The following is a 22226-nucleotide window of genomic DNA, read 5'->3' on the forward strand; positions in this document are numbered from 1 at the left end:
GCGCCCGCAAGCCCGTGCAAGAGGCGTGCAAGCCGGCTGCAAGTGGCGGGCTGCATCGTCTACGGCATGAACCTCACTGCAACTCCCCCAGCCATCGAGGCCGACGGGCTCGTGAAGCTCTTCGGCCGTCAGCGCGCCGTCGACGGCGTGAGCCTGTCCGTTCCGACCGGGTCGGTGTACGGAGTGCTCGGCCCGAACGGCGCCGGTAAGACCACGACAGTGCGGATGCTTGCGACGCTGTTGCGTCCGGACGGCGGCGAGGCCCGCATCTTCGGCCACGACGTGGTGCGCGAACCGAACGCGGTGCGCTCGCTGGTCGGTGTCACGGGCCAGTACGCGTCCGTCGACGAGGACCTGTCGGCGGTCGAGAATTTGGTGATCTTCGCCCGGTTGCTCGGCCTGAGCCGGGGTGATGCCCGCCGCAAGTGCACGGAACTGCTCGAGGAGTTCGACCTCACCGAGGCGGCGACGAAGCCGCTCAAGAACTTCTCGGGCGGCATGCGTCGACGTCTGGACCTCGCGGCCAGCCTGATCGCCCATCCCCCGCTGCTGTTCCTCGACGAGCCGACGACGGGTCTGGACCCTCGGACGCGCGCCCAGATGTGGGACACCATCCGCAGGCTGGTCGCGGACGGGTCGACGGTGCTGCTCACCACGCAGTACCTCGACGAGGCGGATCAGCTGGCCGATCGGATCGCCGTCATCGACCGCGGAAAGGTGATCGCGGACGGCACGGCCGACGAGTTGAAGGCGTCCGTGGGCGTCTCCTCGCTGCAGTTGACGCTGGTCGATCGCGGACAGACCGACGACGCGCGTTCGGTGATCGCCCACACCCTCGGTGTGGAGGTCGCGATCACCCCGGAGATCGGCCGCCTCACCGCGCCGATGACCGATCCGTCGCTCACCGTGGAACTCCTGATCCGACTGCGCGACCACGGGATCGCCGTCGACGAGATCACCGTCCAGAAGCCGAGTCTCGACGAGGTCTTCCTCACCATCACCGGCCACGGCGCAGACGCCACCGAGGCCGACACCGAACGGAGCGTCGCATGACCACCACCCTCGAATCCCGCGCTCACGCGGGCCCCCAACCGATTCCGGAGGCCCGGAACCGGATCAGCCTCGAGCAGTCCGTCGCGAACACGCTGACCATGGCGTACCGAGGACTGCTCAAGATCAAGCACAACCCGGAGCAACTGTTCGACGTCGTCGTCCAGCCGATCATCTTCACGTTGATGTTCACGTACATCTTCGGTGGCGCCATCTCCGGCGACGTGGCGTCGTATCTGCCGATCATCATCCCGGGCATCCTGGTCCAGACAGTGATCACCACGTCGATCGTGACGGGCACCCAGTTGCGGGAAGACATGGACAAGGGCGTCTTCGACCGCTTCAAGTCCCTGCCGATCGCCCGCATCGCGCCGCTGTCCGGTGCGCTCCTCGCCGACGTCGTGCGGTACGGCATCGCCACGACCATCACGTTCGCCGTCGGTATCGCGATGGGGTACCGGCCCGGCGGCGGTGTCGTCGGGGTGGTGTCGGCCGGCGCGCTCGTCATCGTCTGCGCCTTCTCGATCAGCTGGATCTTCGCCCTGATGGGCGTCCTGATGAGCAAAGCGTCGTCGGTGCAGGGCATTTCGATGCTCATCCTGTTCCCGCTGACGTTCATGTCCAACGCGTTCGTGCCCGCCGACACGATGCCGGGCTGGATGCAGGCGTTCGTGAACGTCAACCCCGTGTCGCACGTCGTCACCGCGGTGCGTGAACTCGTCAACGACGGCCACTTCGGTGTCCACGTCGTGTGGTCGCTGCTCGGCGCCGCCGTGATCGTCGCGATCATGGCACCGCTGACGGTCCGGACGTACATGCGTAAGGCCTGACACCCGAAGAACGAAGCGAGCCGGTGGGCGCGGGGTCCACCGGCTCGCTTCGCCTATTTCTCCAGTTCGGGGGCGTCCGCCTGCAACTCCCCCACCTCGGTCTTGAGGATCCGCATCGAGCGTCCCAGGCCGCGGGCGGCGTCCGGAAGTTTCTTCGACCCGAACAGCACCACGAGCACCACCGCGATGATCGCCCAGTGGCTCGGGCTCAGCGCACCCACTACTGGGGCTTCTCACCGTCGGGGTACACGGCGTCCACCTCGACCTCGACGAGCCAGCCCGCGGCGGGCAGGCTCGCGACCTCGAGCGCGAACCGGCTGGGACGCGCGGAGTTCCGTTCCATCGGGGCGGCCGGCTCCGCGGTGCCGAGCGGAACCAGTTCGGTGTCGCCGGTGTCGAGGTTGGTGTTCGCGAAGAACTGCCGGTAGGCACGATTCCAGCCGGCGTAGTCGGCGCGGTCGGTGCCGGGGGCGTTGTCGAGGAACACCCGCATGGTCACGACGTCCTCGAGCGTCAGCCCCTGTGCCTCGAGATTGTCGCGAATCCGCTTCAGCGCGTTGATGCCCTGCGCTTCGGTGATCGTGACTCCGGCCGGGAGTGCGCCGCCCGCGAACACGTCGGTGTCGATGTACGACTCCGGGGTGCTCTCGGGTGCGGCCTTGTTGGACGCGCCCGGACCGATACCGCTCGACTTGTAGACGGCGGTGCCGCCACCGATGGCCACACCCTGCGCGATCATCGGATTCGCCTCGCCGGCTTCGAGAACGGACTTCGAGACGAACGCGCTGCCGGGCGCTTCCGCTGCCGCCTCCTCGGAGGAGCACGACGTCGCCCCGGCGATCAGAGCGGATGCGGCGAGCGCGGCGGTCACGGCCTTGGTACGAAAAGACTTCACTGTTCGGGCTCCTTGTTCTTCGGATGTGTCAGGCTTCCTGGGCCACGCGCTCGTGGATGTGGGTGACGACGTCGCGGGCGGACGTCAGGGCGCCGTGCTGCCAGGCGATGGCGTTGGACAGGTGGTCGCCGGCGAAGTAGATCTTGTCGACGGGTTCGAGCAGCTTCTCGTATTCGGGAGTGGCCGCCCCGCCGTGCGAGCCGCCGCTGCCCGCCCAGTTCGCCCAGGCACTCTCGGAGTACTTGGTGCGCCGCCAGCTGCCCGAGAACGACGACGAGATGTCGCGGGTGTACTTCTCGCCGTGGATCTCCGAGCCCTCCGCGATCGCCTTGGCGAGCCGCTGGCGGTGGGTGAGGGACTCGAACGCCTCCTGACGCTTGCCGCTGCTGTAGTAGGCGACGACCACGCCGCGATCGGAGTTGTAGTGGTCGTACGGGAACATGATCTGCGAGATGTCCTTGTCGGTGTTGGATGCGCCGCCGTAGATGCGATCCTCCGTCTCCCACCACCGGCGCGAGTACTCGATGCCGAGCTTGCCGGACGACGACGGCTTGGCCGCCTTCAGCGCGGTGAGCACATCGCCGGGCAGATTGTTCTGCAGTCGTCCGACGAGGTGCGGCGGGATCGTGCAGATCGCGTAGTCGGCGGTGATCGACTTCTTCGAGCCGCCGGCGGTGTATTCGACGGTGACGCCTTCGGACACGTTCTTCATCGACGTCACCTCGGCGCCGAAGACGATGTTGTCGGTGCCGATCCTGTCCTGGAACGCGTAGTAGATCCGGTCCATGCCGCCGACCGGGGTGAACATCATCATCGCCTGGTCGTAGCCGAAGTCGAAGCTGAAGTTGCGGCCGATGCCGCTGCGGATCACTTCCTGCATCGCGAACGGCTTCTTCTCGGTGCCGAAGTTCAGGCCGGCTCCGGGCTCGGAATCGTAACCGCGACGCGAGGATCCGAGGTAGCGGCCGTCGTCGGACAGGTCACCGAAGTCGCTGAGGAACTCCGACAGCGCGTCCTTGTCCTCCCGGCTCAGCACCTGGTCCAGGGCGCCCTGATCGGTGGCCTTCTTCAGCAGCTCCGACATGTAGCCGAACGTGTCGGCCTTCGCGGCCCGGTAGGTGACGGACTGGCCCGACAGCGACGTGCCGCTCTGGTAGTTCACGAACGTGTTGGCGTTCTGGTTTCCGAAGCCCTGGATCTCGACGCCGAGTTCGCGGCAGTAGTCGAGCGTGATGTGGCTCTGCGGGATGCGGGTGGCGCCGACGTTGTAGAAGTGACCCTCCGAGAACGTGCACTTCTGCGTCTCGCCGCTCAGGTCGGTCTCCTCGGTGCCGCCCCGTGCGGTCCAGACGCGGCCACCGGGCCGGGTGCGGGCCTCGAGGACCGTCACCTTGTACCCGGCCTTCTGCAGTTCGAATGCCGAACACAGACCGGCGGGGCCGCCGCCGAGCACGACCACGGAGTGGCTGCCCTTCACCTTGCCGATCAGGTCGCCGGCCGCGAGCGGCTGGAAGGTGCGGGCGGGCGCAGCGGTCGACGGTGCGAGCCCGAGCGTCGACATCGCGCCGTACGCGAGGCCTGCGCCTCCGGTGGCCCCGAGGCCCTTCATGAAAGATCTACGTGTGAATGCCAATTCGCGCTCCCATTCTTGCGCCCGGCGACCCGGGTAACTTGTCCGGATTCATCCTGGGAGGGACGCGAGTCGGGAAGTTGTCGGCGGCGAAACAGTCTGAGGCCGGCGAGCGAGAACGGGCGCGGGCCGTTCTCACTCCCGAGTCGGAGTTCGACCCGAAACCGAAACTTTTCGGCAACACGACCCGGCTAGTTTCACGCGCATGTCAGCCCTTTCCGACGCCATCGCGCGTTCGTTCGCCACCGGCGAGCCCGAACGTCAGGCCCTGTCGCCGCTGCGTGCGCTGGGCAGGCGGCAGTTGTCAGGCTTCGAGGTTCTCGCCCAGTCGGTGGCCACGACGGCTCCTGCGGTGTCGATGGTGGTCCTGCCCGTCACCATGTTCACCCACCAGATGCTGCTGAGCGGTCTGATCACGATCGTCGTCGCGACGGTGGTGGTCTCCCTGATCGCGGTGTGCGTCTCGCAGTTCACGCGACGCATGGCGGCCGCGGGCGGCCTCTACAGTTTCGTGTTCCAGGGCCTCGGCACGCGAGCCGCGCTGACGGCGGGTGTCGCGATGCTGACCAAGTACGTGGGCAGTGCGGTGATGACGCTGTACCACGGTGGCCAGGCTGTGATCGCGACGCTCGGCTTCTTCGGGCTGGAATTGCGCGAACCCGCCGAACGCCTCCTCGTGTACGCCGGGATCGCGATCGTGATCCTCGCCTGTCTGGTCCGCGGGGTGCGGTTCGCGGCCCTCGCCATCCTCGCCGTCGAATCGTGCTCGTTGCTGTTCATCGTCGGCCTGATGATCGTGACCGGCGCGGGCGGCCAGCACGCCGCGGTGCCGCCGTCCGAATCGGCATACGGGCCGCTGCTCATGACGCTGGCCGCGGTGTTCGCCCTGGCCGGCTTCGAGAGCGCCACGTTCTTCGGGCCGGAGGCCAAGCGCCCGCTCGCCACCGTCACCCGCACCGTGATGCTCACGCCGATGATCTGCGGCGCCCTGTTCATCTTCTCGGCGTGGGCCGCCTGGTCCGGTCGAACGGACACCCTGGTCAACGCGTATCTGCACGGCACCGCCACCGGGGTCGACCCGGCCGTGGTGATCGCCCTGAACCTCGGGTTGGGCACGTCGTGGCTGGCGTCGGCGATGGCGTCGTCGAATGCCGCGTCGCGCCTGCTGTATTCGATGGGGATCGAACGAGTCGTGCCGCGTCTGTTCGCCCGGGTGCACCGCGGCTACCGCACCCCGTGCGCGGCCCTCACCGTCATCGTGTGCGCCGTGTGCCTCGGTGCCGCGACATTCGGCATCGTCGGCAAGTCGACCGGATTCGGTCACGTGCAGTTGATTGCCAGGACTGCGGTGGTCGCGGCGTACGTGCTGGTGGCCGTGGCGTCGGTACGGTTCCTCAGCCGGATCGGGGAGCACACTCCCCTCGTCCTGGTGGCGGGAGTCGCGGGCAGCGCCGCCGGTGGACTCGTCCTGGCCTACATGCTGTTCGTGAACGTTGCGCACGGCTTCGCGATGGTCCCCACCGTGGTGCTGACCCTGTTGCTGTCGGGTTCAGCGTGGCAGCTGTACCTGCGATGGCGCCACCCGGCGAGCCTGCGGTCGATGGGTGTGTTCGACACCGCGGAAACAGACGATGTGCTGCCGGGAGCCGGGGTGTTCGCCACGGACGCCGCCGGGAACCTCGCGTTGACGGCGGCTGGACGTACCCCCGGGTCCCGGTGATGGGCGCCCGAGCGGGGGAGATCGCGGGCCACGAACCACGCGCCGTGCAGAAGGCACTCGCTTTGCTCGAGGCCGTGGCTCAGCTCGGGTCCGGGGCGACCGCGCGAGACATCGCCGCACACGCGGGGATCCCCCAGGCCACGGCATACCGGCTGCTCAATCTCCTGACCGCCGACGGCTATCTGGTGCGGATCGCCGATCTGTCCGGGTTCGCGCTGGGCCGGCGGACCAGGCAGCTGGCGGGGGCGGATGCGGCGCCGGACCCGGTCGACCACCACGCCGTACTCGAAGAACTGCGCGAACAGGTGCGTTTCGGGATCCATCTGGCGTCGTTCGCGGGCGGCCGGGTGCGACTCGTCGACCGGGACCCCGACCACGAACTCAGCGGCGAGAACACGATCGCCGCGCACCTGCACGCGTCCGCCATCGGCAAGATCCTCCTCGCGTCCCGTCCGGACCTGGTGCCGCCGAGCCTGCGCCGCGTCACGTCGCGGACCGTCACGGACATCGCCGCGCTGCAGGGCGAACTCGACGCCGTCCGTCACACGGGTTCGGCCCGAGAGGTCGACGAGGTGCGGGTGGGCCGCAGCGCCGTCGCGGTCCCGGTGCACGATGCGCAGAACGCGGTGGTCGGTTGCCTTGCGGCGATCGGCAAGACCGGACGCCTGGCCGTCGACGATCCGGAACTCACCGACCTCCTGCGGTCGTGCGCGGCCCGGGTGAGCGGCCGGGTCCCCGCCTGAGGCCGGCACTCACCTCGAACTGGCGAGCATGTCCAGGATTTCGGCGCGCACCGCGCGACGCGACCAGTTGCCGAACCGCTTCTGCGCCGACTCCCAGCGGTCCTCGCCCACGTGATCGAGCGCGAACGCCAGGTGCCGAGGGTGTCGCAGCGACGCGATGTCCTGCCGGGCCCGGGCCCGGACCGACAACGCCAGCAGGGCGAGGCCACGATCGGGATCACCGTGCGCGAGCTCGAAGCATCCCACCCCGGCCGCGACGGCCCCGGTGACCGGCAGATCCTGGTAGGCGCCCTGTCCCAGCCTCGACAGCGCTGCCTCCGCGAGCTTCGGCACGAACTCCACCATCATCTCGGACCGGCCGTGCAGCACGTGGGCGCACACCACCGACGCCGCCAGCATCATTCCGAACGGATCGGCGTACGGCTCGGACAGCATCCGGCGATACACCATGTCCAGCGCCTCACGGTAGCGGGCGAGCCCGCGTTCGACGTCGCCGTCCGCGAGATCGATTTCCGCGAGACTGCCGGTGGCGGCGGCCCGCCATTCGTCCGGCTGGTGGTCGTCGGTCCCGGTGCCCGCACCGCGATGCTCGAGTACCGTCTCGGCCAGCACTTTCCGGCCGGCCTCCACATCACCGTCGGCGATCAGCGCCGAGGCCTGGAAGCCCCACAACTGATCCGCCTCCTCCTGCGCACCCAGCTTCCGCATGCCCTCGACGGCGTCCTGATAGTGCCACACCGCGTCCCGGTAGTGCCCGGACTGACTGTGCAGCGAACCGAGGAACTGCGACGCCATTGCCGTGCCCCACACGTCACCGATGGCTCCGCACAGTTCGGACACCGTCGCGGCGTCCCTCATCGCGCCGCGGAAGTCGCCGAGGTTCTCCCGCATGCTGGCCCGAGCGGACAGTGCGGCCGCGCGGGTCTCCGGATCCTTCGACCGCACCCCGTCCGCGACGACCCTGGCCAGGCGCCGTCCCGAACCCAACGACAGGATGAGCCGCACCGCGAACGAGGTGACCGACGGAAGGTCGGGGCGGTCCCGGAGCAGGTGACGCAGCCGGATCCGGGCGCGGGCGAGCGTGCGCGTCTGGCCACCGAACACCAGGTGCATCGCCGCGAGCAGGAACGTGTACGCCACCAGCTCCGAACCGACGTCCGTCAGGTCCGCGTCCGCCGTCGACCCGAGAATCCGCGGGGTCCAGTTCATCACCTCCGAGTGCGCGCCCCGAATGGCCCACAGGCCGCCCAGCACCGGGAACACGGTCGCCACCGTCTCCGCGTCGTCGCGCTCGACCGCCCACCGGAGGACCGCGAGCAGGTTGTCGTGGTCGGCGTCGATGTCGTCCGCGAGCGCGACCTGGTCGGATCGGCACCGGCGGAGCGCCTCCGACGCGAACCGGCCGGCCCAGACCCCTTGGCGAGCAAACACTTCCGATTCCTCGCCGGCCGCCGCGAGCTGCTCCTCGCCGTACTCGCGCACCGTCTCGAGCATGTAGTAGCGCAGCGTGTCCGACGTCTCCGACACGGACAGCAGGGATTGATTCACGAGGCCCTCGACGGCCTCCACTACATCGTCGACGCCGTCCCACTCCGCGATCGTCCGGGCCGCGTCGAGGGTGAACCCCGCCGGGAACCGGCAGAGTCTGCGCAGCGCGATCTGCTGTTGCTCGCCCAGAAGCTGCCAGCTCCAATCGATGACGGCGTGCAGGGTGCGGTGCCGCTCGGGCGACGTCGGGTCGTGTGACCGCAGCAGCGCGAACCGATGCTCGAGCCGTCGGCCGATGTCCTCGACGCTCATGCTGCGTACCCGCGCGGCGGCCAGTTCGATCGCGAGCGGGAGACCGTCGAGTGTGCGGCAGACGCTGCGCACCGTCTCCGGGTCGAGACGCGCCGTGGGCCGCACCGCGCGGGCCCGCGCCGTGAACAATTGCACGGCGGGCGCGTCGTCTTCGTCGATCGCGAGCGGCGGCAGCGGGTAGACGGCCTCGGACGCGAGCATGAGGGGTGATCGGCTGGTCGCGAGGACGGTCAGCTGGTCGCCTGCCGCCACCAGGTCGGCCACGACCTCGGAGCACGCCCCGATGACGTGCTCACAGTTGTCGAGGATCAGGAGCATCGGCCCTGCCGACAACGCTTCCCGGAGCCGTTCCCGCGCCGAATGGACGCGGCTGACGGTGAGCCGGCCCGGCGCGATGTCGACCTCGCTGAGCCCGAGCGTGCTGCTGATCGCCGCGACGACGTCCTCGCTGCTGCGCAGCGACGCGAGTTCCACCAGAGCCACGGACGTCCCGGCGGCGGCCCGCGCACCCAGTTCGTGCGCGAGTCGAGTCTTGCCGGCACCGCCGGGCCCGAGGATGGTCACCACCCGCGAGGACGTGAGCAACCGCTCGATCTCCGCGATGTCCGAATCGCGTCCCAGGAGGGCGTTGGGTGCCGCGCGGAGCCCGATCGCCGTCCGATCCGGCGACGCGAGGAGCGGAGCCGCCACGTCACCGGGACGTCCGCCCCGCAGGATCTCGGTGTGCAGAGCGACGAGCGCCGGCGACGGATCGGCCCCCAGCCGGGACACCATCCGCTTGCGGAAGGTCGCGAACACGTCCAGCGCCTCGTTGTCCCGCCCGAGCCCGGCGAGCGCCCGCATCAGGTGCGCGTGCCCCTGCTCGTCCAGAGGTTCGGCGGCGACGTGGGCCAGCGCCTTCGGGAGGGCGGCGTCCCAGTCTTCGACCGCCACCAGCGCCGCCAGTTCCGCGGCCTCGAGCTGCCCCCGGATCACTGCGGCATCGGCGGCGAGCTCTGTTGCGGCGGCACCGCCGGGAAGGTCCGCGCCCGGGTCGCCCCGCCACAACGCGAGGGCATCGCGGATCTCGTCCGGCCCGACGCCGCGACCGTTCCCCCGGCCCCTCAGCCGGCGTGCCACGTCCTCCGCGCGCGTCAGATCGACGGCATCCCTGGGCACCGCCAACCGGTAACCGGCCGGGCCGATCTCCAGCGCTCCGTCCGGCAACGCCGCGCGCAGACGGGAAACCTGCGTGTGCAACGCATTCATCGGGGACCGCGGCGGATCCTCGCCCCACACTTCGTCGATGAGGGCCTGCGCCGACCGGCTCCGGCCGGGATCGCGGGCGAGAGCGACCAGCAGGCTGCGCGCACGGGTGCCGGGCAGCGGCGCGAGCACGCCCGATCGCCACGTCGATATCTCACCCAACAAGGCGACCTGGATCGGTGTGCTTGCCGGTGCCACTCTCTCGTCCACGCTCATGTGCTGGTCCACCGCGTTCGATGGTATTGCACGGCGTGGGTGCGGGCGTCTTCTCGCACGGTGCAAAGATCGGTGCATGGCAACGGCTGCTCAATGGATCGAAGGCGCTCGTCCGCGCACCCTCCCGAACGCGATCGCCCCGGTGCTCGTGGGCACCGGCGCCGCGGCGTCGCTCGGCGGCGCGGTGTGGTGGAAGGCAGTACTGGCACTGGTGGTCTCTCTCGCGTTGATCGTGGGCGTCAATTTCGCCAACGACTACTCGGACGGGATCCGCGGCACCGACGACGAGCGGGTGGGGCCGCTGCGGCTCGTCGGGTCCAAGCTGGTGAAACCGTCGGCGGTGAAGGCTGCGGCCATCGCCTGCTTCGCTGTCGCCGCGGTGGCCGGTCTGGTCCTCGCCGTCACCACCGCGTGGTGGCTCGTGCTGATCGGCGCCCTGTGCATCGTGGGCGCCTGGTTCTACACCGGCGGCAAGAAGCCGTACGGGTACAGCGGCTTCGGCGAGGTCGCCGTCTTCGTGTTCTTCGGTCTCGTCGCCGTGCTGGGCACCCAGTACGTGCAGGCCGAGACGGTGGACTGGGCCGGTCTCGTGTCCGCGATCGCCGTCGGTTCGTTCTCGAGCGCGGTTCTCGTCGCCAACAATCTGCGGGACATTCCCACCGACACCGAGTCCGGCAAGCGCACGCTCGCCGTCCGGCTCGGCGACTCGCGCACCCGCATCCTGCATCTCGTCACGCTGACGGTCCCGTTCGTCGTGACCCTCGTCCTGGTGCTGCGCACCCCCTGGTCGCTCGTCGGACTGCTCGCGCTGCCTCTCGCGGTCCGGGCGAACGCGCCGGTCCGCTCCGGTGGCCTGGGCCTCGCACTGATTCCGGCGCTTCGGGATTCGGGGCTGGCGATGCTGATCTGGGGCGCCGCCACCGCCGTGGCCCTCTCGGTCGCCTGAGCGGCCGCCGGGTCAGTCGCCGTCCGGGAGGACGATGCCGAGGATGAAGTTGACGATCGAGATGATCAGGCCTCCCCACACGGCGGTCCAGAAACCGTCGACCGTCAGGCCGTAATCGGTCTGGGAGCTCAACCACGCGGTGAGCAGCAGCATCAGGGCATTGATCACCAGGGTGAACAGGCCGAGCGTCAGGATCAGCAACGGCAGCGACAGCAGCTTCACCAGTGGTTTGACGAAGATGTTGACGACGGTGAACACCGCCGCGATGCCGAGCAGCACCACGATGTCCCATCCGGTTCCGTTGCCCGAACTGGAGATGTCGATGCCCGACACCCAGGCTGCCGCCAGCCAGATCGCGAACGCGTTGATGACGAGGCGTACCAAGAAGGTCATGGGTGCATGCTGGCACATCGTTCGGACAAACGGGAACCGGATAACCCGGGACCGGGATGGTCAGGCGGCGCGGTCGTCGAGTGCCGCGTGCACGCGACGGCGGAGTTCGCCGACACCGACCTGGACCTCGAGAATCTCCCGTGTCGTGCCGTCGGCCACTCGCAGCACTCCGAGGAAGATGTGCTCGGCGCCGATGTGATCGTCCTTGCGCGCCAGCGCCTCCCGCAGCGACAGTTCGATCGCCTTCTTCGCGTCGCGGGTGAACCCGATGTGCCCCGACTTCCGGCCGAACCACCCGCGCTTCTCCGATGGCTCTTCGGGATCGAGGACGCCCTTGCCGAAGTTCTGCTCGAGGCTCTGCCGCACGGCGTCGAGGTCGATCCCGATCGATTCGAGCGCTTCCGCGTCGGCGTCGCTCAAGGCCGTGCCGCGGGTCGCGACGGTCGATCGCGACTTCTCCTCCTCGATTCCGGCGTCGGCGAGGATGCCGTGGACGGGTTCGGTTTTCACGGACAGCAGCGCGAGTACGAGGTGTTCGGGCCCGATCTGGGGCGACTGCAGTGCGCGCGCTTCTTGTTGCGCGCCGATCACCATGGCCCGGGCGTCCGTCGAGAATCGTTCGAACATGCGCCGTTACCTCCCTCTCCGATTGTGCTTCTGATGGACGGCTTGCCTGCTCACCTCGAGGGAATCGGCGATCGCCTGCCAGGACCAGCCCTGGGCGCGGGCGTTGGCGACCTGGATGGCCTCGAGCCGTTCGAGGAGACGCCGCAGCGCACGCACGGCCCGCAACCCCTCGGCGGGGTCGGGGCTGCCCGCCGCTGCGGCGAGCGTGGTTGCTTCGGTCATGCATGTCAATTTAGGTTGACACCGACCGGGTGTCAACCCTCCTTGACAGATCTCGAGGCGGCCGTCAGTACGCGGCGACCGCCCCGTCGACGGCGATCTGCAGTTCCTTCTGCACGACGTGGGCGATGTCCATCGGCTTCGCCGGGAGGTCGAACAGTGGTTCCCCGACGAAGACGCTGGCCGACTTCACGTTCTCGGGGTCGGGCCCGTGGGCGTCCGGCCCGTAACTGATACCGATGGACAACAGCACGGGTGAGACTCCGCACTCCGCCGCACGTTTCGCGATGTGACCGATGCCGCTGTTGATGTGCTGCAGGCGGGTGGGGTCGTCCTCGTTGCACGTGCCCTCGGGGAAGATCGCCAGGTTGTCACCGCGACAGAGCCGTTCGGCGGAGATATCCATCATGAGGCGGCCCGCGTCGGCGACCGCCCGGAGACCGTAGTTCTTGCTGCGGAACACCGGGATGCCGCCCATCATGTCGACCTTCTTGTGCAGGTCGGGGTCGACGAACAATTCGTCCTTGGCGAGCACCCGGGTGCGTCCGATCGCGCGGCGCAGCGGCGTGTTCCAGGCCGTGGCCGCAAGTGTGTACTGATCGCTGTGGGTGATGTGATTGGCGGCGACGATCAGCACCCTGCCGGACTTCACGAGCCCCGCCAGCTGCGCCTTCGCGTCGTCCGCGTACACGACCCGCGGCCGGTATTTCGCGTACAGCGACGCGTACGCCAGCTTGGCGAGCATCCGATTCTGCTGATGGTCGCGGTAGTACGCGTACACCGCTTCGTAGTTCTCGAGGGTTACCTCGGGCTTGTCCATGCTCGTCCCCGCTCCGTCGTCCTATCGCCAGGCTACCAACCTACGGTTGCGTAGCCTACGGTGTAGTAAGTTTTGGGAAAGTGCAGGGAAACTGTGCGAACAGCACGATTTCGGGTACAAAAGACCTGTGATCCGCCCGGCCATTTCCACCGACCTGCCCGCCCTGCAAGACATCGAAATCGCGGCGGGTGCGCCGTTTCGTGACATCGGAATGGACACCGTCGCCGACGATCCCCCGTTCACACTCGACGAGTTGACCGAATACCTCCAGCTGGAATGCATTTGGGTCGCGGTCGACGCAGACGATGCCCCGGTCGCATACGCACTCGTCGCCGTGGTCGACGGGGCCGCCCACATCGAGCAGGTGTCGGTCCACCCCGGCCACGCCCGTCAGGGGCTCGGCGCCCTTCTTCTCGACGAGATCTCGTCGTGGGCAGCAGTCCGCGGGCTGCCCGCCCTCACCCTCACCACATTCGTCGACGTCCCGTGGAACGCCCCCTACTACGAGCGGCTGGGTTTCCGCCCCCTGCCGGAGGACGCCCTGACCCCGGGCCTGTCACGCATCCGCGCCGACGAGGCCCGGCACGGCCTCGCTGCGTGGCCGCGGGTCACGATGTCCCGCCCGGTGACGGCGCCGGTGCGTACTGCCGCGACCGCGCCTCAGCCGGGCTGACCGGGCCACTCCCCGGTCGCCGCGAAGCGGTCGAGCACCGCGGCCGGACCGGTGAGGTCGATACCCTCCCCGGCCACCCAGTCGTCGTCGAAGTAGGTGTCCGCGTAGCGTTCGCCGCCGTCGCACAGGATCGTGACCACACTGCCGGACCGTCCGGCCGCGAGCATCTCCGCGACGACGGTGAACGCACCCCACAGGTTCGTGCCCGTGGAACCGCCGACCCGGCGACCCAGCACCGAACTGGCGTGCCGAGCCGTCGCGATGGACGCGGCGTCGGGCACCCGCATCATCCGGTCGATGACCTGCCCGACGAACGACGGCTCCACCCGCGGCCTACCGATGCCCTCGATGCGCGAGGGCATCCCCGTCGCGTAGTCACAGGAGTTGGTGTCGTAGCCGCCGAAGAACGCCGAGTTCTCCGGATCCACCACGAGCAGACGGGTCGCGTGCCTGCGGTAGCGGATGTACCGGCCCAGCGTCGCGCTGGTGCCGCCGGTGCCGGCGCTCATGACGAGCCACTCCGGCACCGGGTGCTCTTCACGAATCATCTGGTGGTAGATCGACTCGGCGATGTTGTTGTTGCCCCGCCAGTCGGTGGCCCGCTCCGCGTGCGTGAACTGGTCCATGAAGTGACCGCCTGTCTCCGCGGCGAGCCGTCGGGCCTCGCTGTAGATCTCCGGCGGCCGGTCGATGAAGTGGCAGCGACCGCCCTGCGCCTCGATGAGGGCGATCTTCGCGCCGCTCGTGCTGCGCGGCATGACGGCCACGAAGTCGAGGCCGAGCATCTTCGCGAAGTACGCCTCGCTGACGGCGGTGGACCCCGAGGACGCCTCGATGACCGTCGTCCCCTCGGTGATCCATCCGTTGCAGATCGCGTAGAGGAACAGCGACCGGGCCAGCCGATGCTTGAGGCTGCCCGTGATGTGGGTCGACTCGTCCTTCAGGTAGAGCTGCACACCCCATTCGACGGGTAATGGGTACCGCAGCAGGTGCGTGTCGGCGCTGCGCTGCGCGTCGGCGTCGATGAGGCGGACGGCGTTGTCCACCCAGTCACGCGGAAGGCTCCGGTCGATGACGACGCAGTCACCGTCCGTCACCGGGACGTGCCCTCACCGCGGAGCCTGGCACGCAGGTCGGCCTGGTCGGCGCGACGCTGCGCGTCGAACGCGGCGATCCCTTCGTTGACCCGCCGGCGGAGTTTCGCGAACAGCAGCAGGGACAGCGGGAGTGCGATGAGGACCGCGAAGATGGCGGCGACGAGCAGCGGCACGGCGACTCCGACGAGTGCGGCCACCCCGAGGATGATGGCGCCGATGACGACGACCAGCAGCAGCCGGGCGATCGAATAGATCGCGACGTCGCGCGCCAGCTGCCCCTTGGTCACCCGCCCGTCCTGCTTCGCCGGTGCGCTCGAATCGGCTGCGACGGGGCGCTCGACCTGGTCTTCTGGCTTCTCGGATGACTCACTCACGCTCCCAGGTTACCCATCGCCGAGTCCGCCCCTCACACGTCCGACTTATCCGATTTGTCTATTACCTCCCCTTTACCAACATTAGATCGTTCGAGTACCCGGGGTGCCAGATGTCACGATGACCGAGATCAGTCGCAACAGCGGCCGGCTTCAGCACAGACCAGTCGAAAGCAGTGGAGGACCGTCGATGAGCGCACCCACCTACAACGGACCCGGATTCAGCGGATCCAACGAAGCCCTCATGACCCCGGGCCAGGTGGCTGCCCTGTTCCATGTCGACCCGAAGACCGTGACGCGATGGGCGCACGCGGGCCGGCTCGGATCGCTGCGCACCCCCGGCGGGCACCGCCGCTTCCGCGAGGCCGAGGTCATGCAGCTGCTCCGCTCCCTCACCACGGAGGCCGGCCGACCCTGAGACCGACATTCACCGCACTACCCGGACGCCCTGCGACCGGTAGGTGCCCTCTGCCGCCGACGCGGCTACGCTCAGGGATACCGGCTACCCTCGAGCGGTGTAAGGAGGTGCGCGGTGATCTATCTGTTGGCACTCATCGGGCTCGTGACAGTGGCGGTCCTGCTCTGGAAGGCGTTCGGCCCGAACACCAGGCCCGTGCTCAGCAATCGGGTGCAGGGACCCGACGACGATCCGGATTTCCTCTGGAAGGTCGATCGGGAGACCCGTCGGAAGAAGTCCGACGAACCCGACGCCGGTCCGGCGGACCCCGCCGGGTGAGCCGAAGCCGGGGTGCCGGTCGATCCGGCACCCGCGGTCTCATTGCCTCAGCGACGATCCTGTAGCGCGAAACTGGACGCCGGGAAGTCCGACGCCACCGCGGCGGCCAGTTCGAGGAGAGCGTTGCGCGTCTTGAGACGCAGCCGCTCGAGTTCGATCTCGGCGCCCTCTTCGAGGTGCGGATCGAACGGAATCAGCCGGACCAGGCGGCACCGCTGCTCGAAGTGCTCGACGACCTTCGGCAGATCCACCTTGCCCGACCGCGGGCGGACCGCGTTGACGACGGCCACCGACCGGGACACCAGTTCGCGGTATCCGTGGGCGTCGAGCCAGTCGAGGGTCGCGGAGGCGCTGCGGGCGCCGTCGACGGACCCCGAGCTGACCACCACGAGCGCGTCGGCCTCTTCGAGGATGGTCTGCATGGCGGAATGCATCAGTCCGGTGCCGCAGTCGGTGAGGACGATGCTGTAGAACTTCTCGAGCATCGTGACGGTCCGCGAGTAGTCGTCCGCGCTGAACGCCTCCGACACTGCCGGGTCGCTGTCGGACGCGAGCACCTCGAGCCGGTGCCGGCTCTGCGACGTGTAACTGCGGACGTCGCTGTACTTTTCGATGCTCTGCTCGTCGCGCAGCAGGTTGCGCACCGTGGCCGGGGTCTCGAGGGGAATCTTCTGACTGAGCGTGCCCCGGTCGGGGTTGGCGTCGACGGCGATGACGCGGTCGCCGCGCAGTGACGCGAACGTGGAGCCGAGGGTCGCGGTGGTGGTGGTCTTGCCCACTCCGCCCTTGAGGCTCAGCAGCGCGATCTTGTAGCAACCCTGCAGCGGCTGGTTGACCTGCTTGGTCAGCTCGATCCGACGCTGTTCCTTCGCGCTGTTGCCGACGTTGATGTAGCGGCCGGACAGTTGATACAGCGCCTTGCGCCACCCCGTGGTGGGGGCCGGCTTGACCTGCTTGAGGAGCAGCGACGTCGACAGGTCACGCGCCGACACCGCGTACTGCTGATCGGCATTCGTGTTGTGCGGGCGGGGTTGCTGGGGTGCGTGCTGGACCGGCGCCTGCTGCGGCGGCGTGAACGCTCCCTGCACGGGAGTCTGCTGCGGGGCCGGGGCCTGTCGCGGGACGGGAGCGGCGGCCGGGGCCTGGGTCTGCGGCCGCGCGGGTGCGGCGGAGGGGGCCTGGACACCGGGCTGCGCGAACGGGTTGGGACCCTGCGGCTGAACGTACGGGGCCTGCCGCGCGGCGTTCCACGCGGCGGTCGATGCGTGGTCGTCCCCGGGCGGATTCGATGCAGGCCGTACCGGCTCCCACATGCCGGCGTTGTTTTCGGACATGGCTGAACATCCCCCTCGTGAAGTCTCCATCGTCCCCACCGAATCACACCGGTCGGAGACGTCGCGGCGGAAGGATATCAGTCGGTGACTACCGTCAGTTGAGGCCCGCGTACGAGTGCAATCCCGACACCACCATGTTGATGATGAACAGGTTGAACAGCATCGCGACGAAGCCCGCCACGTTGATCCATGCGGCCTTGGTGTCGCGCCATCCCGACGTCGCACGGGCGTGGAGATAGGCGGCGTAGATCACCCAGGCGATGAACGACACCGTCTCCTTGGGGTCCCAGCCCCAGAATCGGCCCCAGGCGGCCTCGGCCCAGATGGCGCCGAGGATGACGCCCGCGCCGAACAGCGGGAACCCGATGATGGTGGTCTTGTACGCCAGCCGGTCCAGGGTCTGCGCGTCGGGCAGTCGCTCCGCGATCCGCGCGAACACGCCCGTTCCCTCCTCGCCGCGCGGGTACCGCATGCGCAGCAGGAACAGCAGGCTCGCGATGCCCGACACCAGGAACACACCGGAACCGACGCTCACGATGGTGACGTGGATGGGCAGCCAGTACGACCGCAGTGCGGGCACCACGGGTGCCGCGTCCGCGTACAGCACGGTGGCGGCGAGGAACATCAGGATCAGGACGGGGACGAGCAGGAACACCCACATCGACCGGTACGCCGGCTTCGACAGGAGCGCGAGACCGACGACGAGTGCCGCTGCGCAGGCCATCGTGACGAACTCGTACATGTTGCCGAGCGGGAACCGCTCGGTCGCGAATCCGCGCAGCACGATCGACGCGAAGATCAGCACCGTGCCGACGACGAGCACGGCCGCGCCCATGCCGCCGAAGCGCTCGGACATCGGCTTCTTCGGCTGCTCGACCAGTCGACCGGGCACCGAGGGCGCATCGGCCGCGCGGACGCCGGAGCCTGCCGACACGAGTTCCCGGTCCTGCACGGCCTGCGCCCGGGTGGACGCGTACTGCACGATGAGCAGCACGAGTGCCAGCACCAGCACGGTGAAGGCTGATCGGAAGGCCCAGTCGCTGTACTGCGCCAGTGTCTCGTTGGTCGTCATCGTTGGCTCTCCTGCGCGTCAGGCTTCGTGTCGTCCGTGAGCAGACGGGTGCAGAGTCGGCCGAACTCGTCGCCCCAGCCGGCCTGATCGGTCCGGGCGAGTCCACCAAGCTCTACTACAGTACGTCGTGGGTCAATATCGGAAGCGTCCGCGGGGTAGATGCGGGCCCACACGCGGCGACGCTTGACCAGCAGCGAGACGAGCAGTCCGGCCATCATCGTCAGCGCCGACACCAGCACCCACTGCTGCGCCGGGTCGTGCGACACCTGCAGGTTCACGAAGTCCACGGCACCGTCGAACCGCACCTGGGTGCCGTCGGCCAGCGTCGAACTCTCCCCCGGTTTCAGATTCACCCGGTCCTGCTTCACGAGACGGCCCTGGTTGATCAATTCGGTGTTGAGTGAGAACAGCGACTGCGGATTGCCCGTGTCGAGGCCGGTGTCGCCCTTGTAGATGTCGATGGCGACGGCCGGGTCGTTCATGGCCGGGTAGCTCGACGCCAGCAGATTGCCGTGCAACAGCGCGGTCGGGGCGAACAGTCCCTCGATCGCGATCTGATTCTTCCGGCGCTCGTCGGTGTCGGTGTACATGCCGCCGGGCGGATCGAACCGCATCGCACCGCTGCTGAGGAACGTCGTCGCGTCGTCGGGACGCCACTGCAGCGTCTCGGTGCGGGTTTCCCCGTTCGGGAACGTGACGGTGAACGTCGGCGCGTACCCGTGCCCCTGCAGGTAGACGCGGTCGCCCTCGACGCGCAGCGGGTGGTTGACCTGCAACTGTCCGTCCCGCCACGTGTTCGTCTCGAGGTCGTCGCCGGCCTGGTAGGCGATGTTGGATGTGAACATCTCGGCCTGACCACTGTCGAGGTAGTCGGCCGCGAAGTCCTTGACCTTGACGCACAGCGGCGTCATGCCGGTGCCGTCCTGCGTGTTGCCCGCCTTGAACGAGTCGAAGACCGCGGGCGACGTGGTGCAGAAGCCGGGACCGTTGTTGGCGACCACGATGACGTTGCCCTCGTAGCCGAACAGCTTGCCGACGGCGATCGCGACGAGCAGCGCCACGAGCGACAGGTGGAAGACCAGGTTGCCGAGCTCGCGGAAGTAGCCCTTCTCCGCGGAGATGGTGATCTCGCCGTCGTGCGCGGCGCGCTCCCCGCCCGCGCGGGTCTCGACCCGCCACCCCTTCAGGTGGGTGCGGATGCGGGCGGCGAGTTCCTCCGGCGTCTCGTCGACGCGGTCCTCGTGGTGGTGCGGCAGTCGCGAGAGGTTCCGCGGGGCAGGCACCGGACGGGTGCGCAGCGCCTTGGCGTGGTCGACACAACGCGGCAGGATGCAGCCGACGAGGGAGATGAAGAGCAGGACGTAGATCGCGGTGAACCAGAAGCTGCCGAACACGTCGAACAGCTCGAGCTTGTCCATCCACGGACCGAGGGTCGGCCGGTTCGAGATGTATTCGTCGACCTTGCCCGCGTTGAGGCTGCGCTGCGGGAGCAGCGCGCCGGGAATGGCCGCGAGGGCCAGCAGGAACAGCAGCACCAGCGCCGTACGCATGGACGTGAGGCCACGCCAGGTGTTGCGGACGACCGCGAACGCGCGGCCCGGCAGCGATTGACGGGGCACCGGTGCGGCTTCCGGGGCCTCGGGGGTCTGGGTGTCGCTCATATCGGCAGGGTCACTTCCGAGATAAAGGCGTCGCGAACCCAGCCGACGAACTGGTCCCACGCGCCGGTGACGAGGGCGACGCCCACGGCCACCAGCATGATTCCGCCGAAGATTTGAATGGTGCGCGCGTTGCGGCGCAGCCAGCCGACACCGCGCAGCGCCCGGGACGAACCGAGCGCCAGGATCACGAACGGCAACCCGAGGCCGAGGCAGTACGCGACGATCAGGGCCACTCCGCGGGCGGCGGTGGCACCGTCGGTGCCTGCGGCCAGTGAGATGACACCCGCCAGGGTGGGGCCGAGGCACGGGGTCCAGCCCAGCGCGAACACGGCACCGAGCAGCGGGGCCCCGGCCAGGCTGGAGATGCGGCGCGGCTCGAGCCTCGTGTCGCGCTGCAGGGCCGGGATCAGGCCGATGAACACCAGGCCCATGGCGATGGTCACCACCCCGCCGACCCGCATCAGGATGTCGCGGTTGATCGCGAGCGCCGAGATGGCGCCGAACACGGACGCGGTGGCCAGCACGAACACCACGGTGAAACCGGCGACGAACAGGGCGGCGGCGCCCGCGACCCGCAGCCGACCGTCGGCGACCGTCTTCGTGCGGGTGGCCGCCTCCTCCGCGGTGACGGCCGGGGCGTCCGCGCCGACCACACCCGCGAGGTAGGACAGGTATCCGGGAACGAGGGGCACGACGCACGGCGACGCGAACGACACCAGACCGGCGAGGACGCACGCGCCGAGCGCGAGCAGCAGCGGTCCGGATGCCGCGGTGGACTGGAAGGCGTCGCCGACGCCACCGGCGAGAAGGGTGGTGCTGGTGCTCACGATTCCTGCGCCACCCGTTCGACCACCGGCTTCAGGTCCTCGGCGAGCAGTTCCTTCAGGAACACCGCGGCCACGCGGTGGTCCCGGTCGAGCACGATCGTGGTGGGGATGACGCTCGTGGGGTAGTTCTGCCCCAGCGCGATCATCGTCCGCATGGCGGGGTCGTAGATCGACGGATACGACACCTTGTTGTCGATCACGAAGTCCTGCGCCTTGTCCTGCTGGTTGTCCCGCACGTTGATCCCGAGGAACGACACTCCCTGATCCTTGGTCTCCTCGTACACCTGCTCGAGGTCGTTGGCCTCACCCCGGCACGGGCCGCACCACTGCCCCCACACGTTGAGGACCACGACCTGCCCCTCGAAATCGTCGAGCGAGGTGGTCTTGCCCTCGGTCATCAGATCGGGTCCGGACACCGTGCCGATGGTGCCGCGGTCGGCAGGCGGGTCGTAGAAGATCTCCGTCTGCCCGCCCGGCGACACGAAGTCGAACGTGCCGCCCTGGGCCACGGCGTCGTCGCCGGACGCACACGCCGACAGCGACACCGCGGCCGTACAGATCACCGCGAGAAGCCCGGCGAAGCGCCCCCGACTCATGCCCCGGTCACCCTCGGATCCGACGCGCCCGCGGGCTCCGAGTACACGATGTCGATGAGGGTGTCGCCCTCGTAGACGAGGGAGGTCAGCGACGCGAGACCGCACTGACGGTGCCGGGGGTCGTGCCACAGCCGCTCCCCCTGCAGGAATCGGCGGAGGGTCCAGACGGGGAGCTGGTGGCTGACGACGACGGCCTCGTGGCCCACCGCCGACACGCGGGCGCTGTTGACGGCGGCCAGCATGCGGTGCGCGATCTGCAGGTACGGCTCGCCCCACGACGGTGTGAACGGGTCGCGCAGTTTCCACCAGTGCCGGGGACGGGACAGCGCGCCGTCGCCGACGGACACCTTGAGGCCCTCGAATTCGTTGCCTGCCTCGATGAGGTTCTCGTCGGTCGCGATCTCGACGCCGTGCGCGTCGGCGATCGGAACCGCCGTCTCCTGCGCCCGCTGCAGCGGCGAGGACACCACGTGCGTGATGTCGTGCTTGGCCAGCACCGACGCCACCGCGCGGGCCTGCGCCTCACCCGTCACCGACAGCCGGAACCCGGGGAGCCTGCCGTAGAGGATTCCTCGCGGGTTGTGCACCTCGCCGTGCCGGAGCACGTGCACGATGGTGCGGGTCTGTGTGTGGTCGGGATGATCGGCTTCGGTCACGTTGCGGTTCCTCGGGTCGGGACGGGAGGGCGGGTGGGTGTCGGCGGCAAGGCTGCCGGCCGCGAGGGG

The 22226-nt window shown here is 68.7% G+C and carries 24 protein-coding genes; 8 read left to right on the forward strand and 16 right to left on the reverse strand.

Annotated elements, in window-relative coordinates; translation table 11 throughout:
* Positions 1–66 precede the first annotated feature (66 nt).
* Positions 67–1053 (forward strand): daunorubicin resistance protein DrrA family ABC transporter ATP-binding protein, encoded by a 987-nt coding sequence (locus AZG88_RS02835; protein ID WP_005252054.1) that lies wholly within the window; start codon positions 67–69, stop codon positions 1051–1053.
* A complete protein-coding gene (locus AZG88_RS02840) occupies positions 1050–1880 on the forward strand; it encodes an ABC transporter permease (RefSeq protein WP_005252052.1) in 831 nt (276 codons plus the stop codon). Before AZG88_RS02835 ends, AZG88_RS02840 begins: the two co-directional genes overlap by 4 nt.
* A gap of 53 nt (positions 1881–1933) precedes the next feature.
* Here AZG88_RS02840 and tatA read toward each other — a convergent pair whose 3' ends face one another.
* Genes tatA through AZG88_RS02855 form a run of 3 tightly spaced genes read right to left on the reverse strand, consistent with a single transcriptional unit; the run spans position 1934 to position 4384 of the window.
* Positions 1934–2101, reverse strand: a complete 168-nt coding sequence (tatA, locus tag AZG88_RS02845; protein WP_005252050.1) for a Sec-independent protein translocase subunit TatA — start codon at positions 2099–2101, stop codon at positions 1934–1936.
* Positions 2101–2775: a Rid family hydrolase gene (locus AZG88_RS02850; RefSeq protein ID WP_005252048.1), complete on the reverse strand. Its 675-nt coding sequence runs from the start codon at positions 2773–2775 to the stop codon at positions 2101–2103. The genes tatA and AZG88_RS02850 overlap by 1 nt, the downstream gene beginning before the upstream one ends.
* Positions 2776–2803: 28 nt before the next feature.
* Positions 2804–4384, reverse strand: coding sequence for a flavin monoamine oxidase family protein (locus tag AZG88_RS02855; RefSeq protein ID WP_037182666.1), 1581 nt, complete (start codon positions 4382–4384; stop codon positions 2804–2806).
* 226 nt (positions 4385–4610) lie between these two features.
* On the opposite strand from AZG88_RS02855, the gene AZG88_RS02860 reads away from it, so the two are divergent.
* Both AZG88_RS02860 and AZG88_RS02865 read left to right on the forward strand, forming a co-directional pair.
* Complete coding sequence (locus AZG88_RS02860) at positions 4611–6125, forward strand: APC family permease (RefSeq protein ID WP_061696979.1); 1515 nt, start codon at positions 4611–4613, stop codon at positions 6123–6125.
* A complete protein-coding gene (locus AZG88_RS02865) occupies positions 6125–6868 on the forward strand; it encodes an IclR family transcriptional regulator (protein ID WP_061045394.1) in 744 nt (247 codons plus the stop codon). Before AZG88_RS02860 ends, AZG88_RS02865 begins: the two co-directional genes overlap by 1 nt.
* Before the next feature lie 9 nt (positions 6869–6877).
* Here the strand turns inward: AZG88_RS02865 and AZG88_RS02870 are convergent, their stop codons facing one another.
* Entirely contained in the window at positions 6878–10129 is a 3252-nt protein-coding gene (locus tag AZG88_RS02870; RefSeq protein ID WP_061696984.1) for an AfsR/SARP family transcriptional regulator, read from the reverse strand.
* Between the two features lie 76 nt (positions 10130–10205).
* On the opposite strand from AZG88_RS02870, the gene AZG88_RS02875 reads away from it, so the two are divergent.
* Positions 10206–11075, forward strand: coding sequence for a 1,4-dihydroxy-2-naphthoate polyprenyltransferase (locus AZG88_RS02875; protein WP_005252033.1), 870 nt, complete (start codon positions 10206–10208; stop codon positions 11073–11075).
* A gap of 12 nt (positions 11076–11087) precedes the next feature.
* Here the strand turns inward: AZG88_RS02875 and AZG88_RS02880 are convergent, their stop codons facing one another.
* The 4 genes from AZG88_RS02880 to AZG88_RS02895 form a co-directional block, all read right to left on the reverse strand.
* Entirely contained in the window at positions 11088–11468 is a 381-nt protein-coding gene (locus AZG88_RS02880; RefSeq protein ID WP_009474702.1) for a phage holin family protein, read from the reverse strand.
* A 60-nt stretch (positions 11469–11528) separates the two neighbouring features.
* Positions 11529–12095, reverse strand: a complete 567-nt coding sequence (locus AZG88_RS02885; RefSeq protein WP_061696980.1) for a Clp protease N-terminal domain-containing protein — start codon at positions 12093–12095, stop codon at positions 11529–11531.
* A 6-nt stretch (positions 12096–12101) separates the two neighbouring features.
* Positions 12102–12317 carry a hypothetical protein gene (locus tag AZG88_RS02890; protein ID WP_005258323.1) on the reverse strand — a complete coding sequence of 72 codons (216 nt, stop codon included), beginning with the start codon at positions 12315–12317 and terminating at the stop codon, positions 12102–12104.
* A 64-nt stretch (positions 12318–12381) separates the two neighbouring features.
* Entirely contained in the window at positions 12382–13134 is a 753-nt protein-coding gene (locus AZG88_RS02895) for a lysophospholipid acyltransferase family protein (protein ID WP_061696981.1), read from the reverse strand.
* 127 nt (positions 13135–13261) lie between these two features.
* Here AZG88_RS02895 and AZG88_RS02900 point away from each other — a divergent pair, with 127 nt between their 5' ends.
* Positions 13262–13807: a GNAT family N-acetyltransferase gene (locus tag AZG88_RS02900; protein WP_061696982.1), complete on the forward strand. Its 546-nt coding sequence runs from the start codon at positions 13262–13264 to the stop codon at positions 13805–13807.
* On the opposite strand, the gene AZG88_RS02905 is transcribed toward AZG88_RS02900, so the two are convergent.
* Together AZG88_RS02905 and AZG88_RS02910 are read right to left on the reverse strand one after the other, a co-directional pair.
* A complete protein-coding gene (locus tag AZG88_RS02905) occupies positions 13795–14904 on the reverse strand; it encodes a PLP-dependent cysteine synthase family protein (protein WP_061696983.1) in 1110 nt (369 codons plus the stop codon). The genes AZG88_RS02900 and AZG88_RS02905 overlap by 13 nt on opposite strands.
* Positions 14901–15278, reverse strand: coding sequence for a DUF4229 domain-containing protein (locus tag AZG88_RS02910; RefSeq protein WP_005252020.1), 378 nt, complete (start codon positions 15276–15278; stop codon positions 14901–14903). The genes AZG88_RS02905 and AZG88_RS02910 overlap by 4 nt, the downstream gene beginning before the upstream one ends.
* 187 nt (positions 15279–15465) lie before the next feature.
* On the opposite strand from AZG88_RS02910, the gene AZG88_RS02915 reads away from it, so the two are divergent.
* Positions 15466–15693 (forward strand): BldC family transcriptional regulator, encoded by a 228-nt coding sequence (locus tag AZG88_RS02915; RefSeq protein WP_005252019.1) that lies wholly within the window; start codon positions 15466–15468, stop codon positions 15691–15693.
* Between the two features lie 114 nt (positions 15694–15807).
* A complete protein-coding gene (locus AZG88_RS02920) occupies positions 15808–16011 on the forward strand; it encodes a hypothetical protein (protein ID WP_005252018.1) in 204 nt (67 codons plus the stop codon).
* Between the two features lie 47 nt (positions 16012–16058).
* Here the strand turns inward: AZG88_RS02920 and AZG88_RS02925 are convergent, their stop codons facing one another.
* The 6 genes from AZG88_RS02925 to AZG88_RS02950 form a co-directional block, all read right to left on the reverse strand.
* Entirely contained in the window at positions 16059–17345 is a 1287-nt protein-coding gene (locus tag AZG88_RS02925; protein WP_025433129.1) for a MinD/ParA family ATP-binding protein, read from the reverse strand.
* A 94-nt stretch (positions 17346–17439) separates the two neighbouring features.
* The gene (gene ccsB, locus AZG88_RS02930; RefSeq protein WP_005252015.1) at positions 17440–18417 is read right to left on the reverse strand and encodes a c-type cytochrome biogenesis protein CcsB; all 978 of its coding nucleotides are present in this window, start codon (positions 18415–18417) and stop codon (positions 17440–17442) included.
* Positions 18414–20078 (reverse strand): cytochrome c biogenesis protein ResB, encoded by a 1665-nt coding sequence (gene resB, locus AZG88_RS02935; RefSeq protein WP_005252014.1) that lies wholly within the window; start codon positions 20076–20078, stop codon positions 18414–18416. Before resB ends, ccsB begins: the two co-directional genes overlap by 4 nt.
* The gene (locus AZG88_RS02940) at positions 20075–20905 is read right to left on the reverse strand and encodes a cytochrome c biogenesis CcdA family protein (protein ID WP_005252012.1); all 831 of its coding nucleotides are present in this window, start codon (positions 20903–20905) and stop codon (positions 20075–20077) included. The genes resB and AZG88_RS02940 overlap by 4 nt, the downstream gene beginning before the upstream one ends.
* Positions 20902–21501: a TlpA disulfide reductase family protein gene (locus tag AZG88_RS02945; protein ID WP_005258349.1), complete on the reverse strand. Its 600-nt coding sequence runs from the start codon at positions 21499–21501 to the stop codon at positions 20902–20904. The genes AZG88_RS02940 and AZG88_RS02945 overlap by 4 nt, the downstream gene beginning before the upstream one ends.
* Positions 21498–22157: a histidine phosphatase family protein gene (locus AZG88_RS02950; RefSeq protein ID WP_005566498.1), complete on the reverse strand. Its 660-nt coding sequence runs from the start codon at positions 22155–22157 to the stop codon at positions 21498–21500. Before AZG88_RS02950 ends, AZG88_RS02945 begins: the two co-directional genes overlap by 4 nt.
* Between the last annotated feature and the right edge of the window lie 69 nt (positions 22158–22226).

The sequence above is a fragment of the Rhodococcus sp. LB1 genome, from assembly GCF_001583455.1.
Lineage (GTDB): Bacteria > Actinomycetota > Actinomycetes > Mycobacteriales > Mycobacteriaceae > Rhodococcus_F > Rhodococcus_F opacus.

Coding starts and splice junctions, on each gene's coding strand:
- AZG88_RS02880 (WP_009474702.1), bottom strand. CDS start 11,468: ATGACCTTCTTGGTACGCCTCGTCATCAACGCGTTCGCGATCTGGCTG.
- AZG88_RS02895 (WP_061696981.1), bottom strand. CDS start 13,134: ATGGACAAGCCCGAGGTAACCCTCGAGAACTACGAAGCGGTGTACGCG.
- AZG88_RS02855 (WP_037182666.1), bottom strand. CDS start 4,384: ATGAAGGGCCTCGGGGCCACCGGAGGCGCAGGCCTCGCGTACGGCGCG.
- AZG88_RS02875 (WP_005252033.1), top strand. CDS start 10,206: ATGGCAACGGCTGCTCAATGGATCGAAGGCGCTCGTCCGCGCACCCTC.
- AZG88_RS02945 (WP_005258349.1), bottom strand. CDS start 21,501: ATGAGTCGGGGGCGCTTCGCCGGGCTTCTCGCGGTGATCTGTACGGCC.
- resB (WP_005252014.1), bottom strand. CDS start 20,078: ATGAGCGACACCCAGACCCCCGAGGCCCCGGAAGCCGCACCGGTGCCC.
- AZG88_RS02915 (WP_005252019.1), top strand. CDS start 15,466: ATGAGCGCACCCACCTACAACGGACCCGGATTCAGCGGATCCAACGAA.
- AZG88_RS02840 (WP_005252052.1), top strand. CDS start 1,050: ATGACCACCACCCTCGAATCCCGCGCTCACGCGGGCCCCCAACCGATT.
- AZG88_RS02885 (WP_061696980.1), bottom strand. CDS start 12,095: ATGTTCGAACGATTCTCGACGGACGCCCGGGCCATGGTGATCGGCGCG.
- ccsB (WP_005252015.1), bottom strand. CDS start 18,417: ATGACGACCAACGAGACACTGGCGCAGTACAGCGACTGGGCCTTCCGA.
- AZG88_RS02835 (WP_005252054.1), top strand. CDS start 67: ATGAACCTCACTGCAACTCCCCCAGCCATCGAGGCCGACGGGCTCGTG.
- AZG88_RS02870 (WP_061696984.1), bottom strand. CDS start 10,129: ATGAGCGTGGACGAGAGAGTGGCACCGGCAAGCACACCGATCCAGGTC.
- AZG88_RS02860 (WP_061696979.1), top strand. CDS start 4,611: ATGTCAGCCCTTTCCGACGCCATCGCGCGTTCGTTCGCCACCGGCGAG.
- AZG88_RS02925 (WP_025433129.1), bottom strand. CDS start 17,345: ATGTCCGAAAACAACGCCGGCATGTGGGAGCCGGTACGGCCTGCATCG.
- AZG88_RS02865 (WP_061045394.1), top strand. CDS start 6,125: ATGGGCGCCCGAGCGGGGGAGATCGCGGGCCACGAACCACGCGCCGTG.
- AZG88_RS02890 (WP_005258323.1), bottom strand. CDS start 12,317: ATGACCGAAGCAACCACGCTCGCCGCAGCGGCGGGCAGCCCCGACCCC.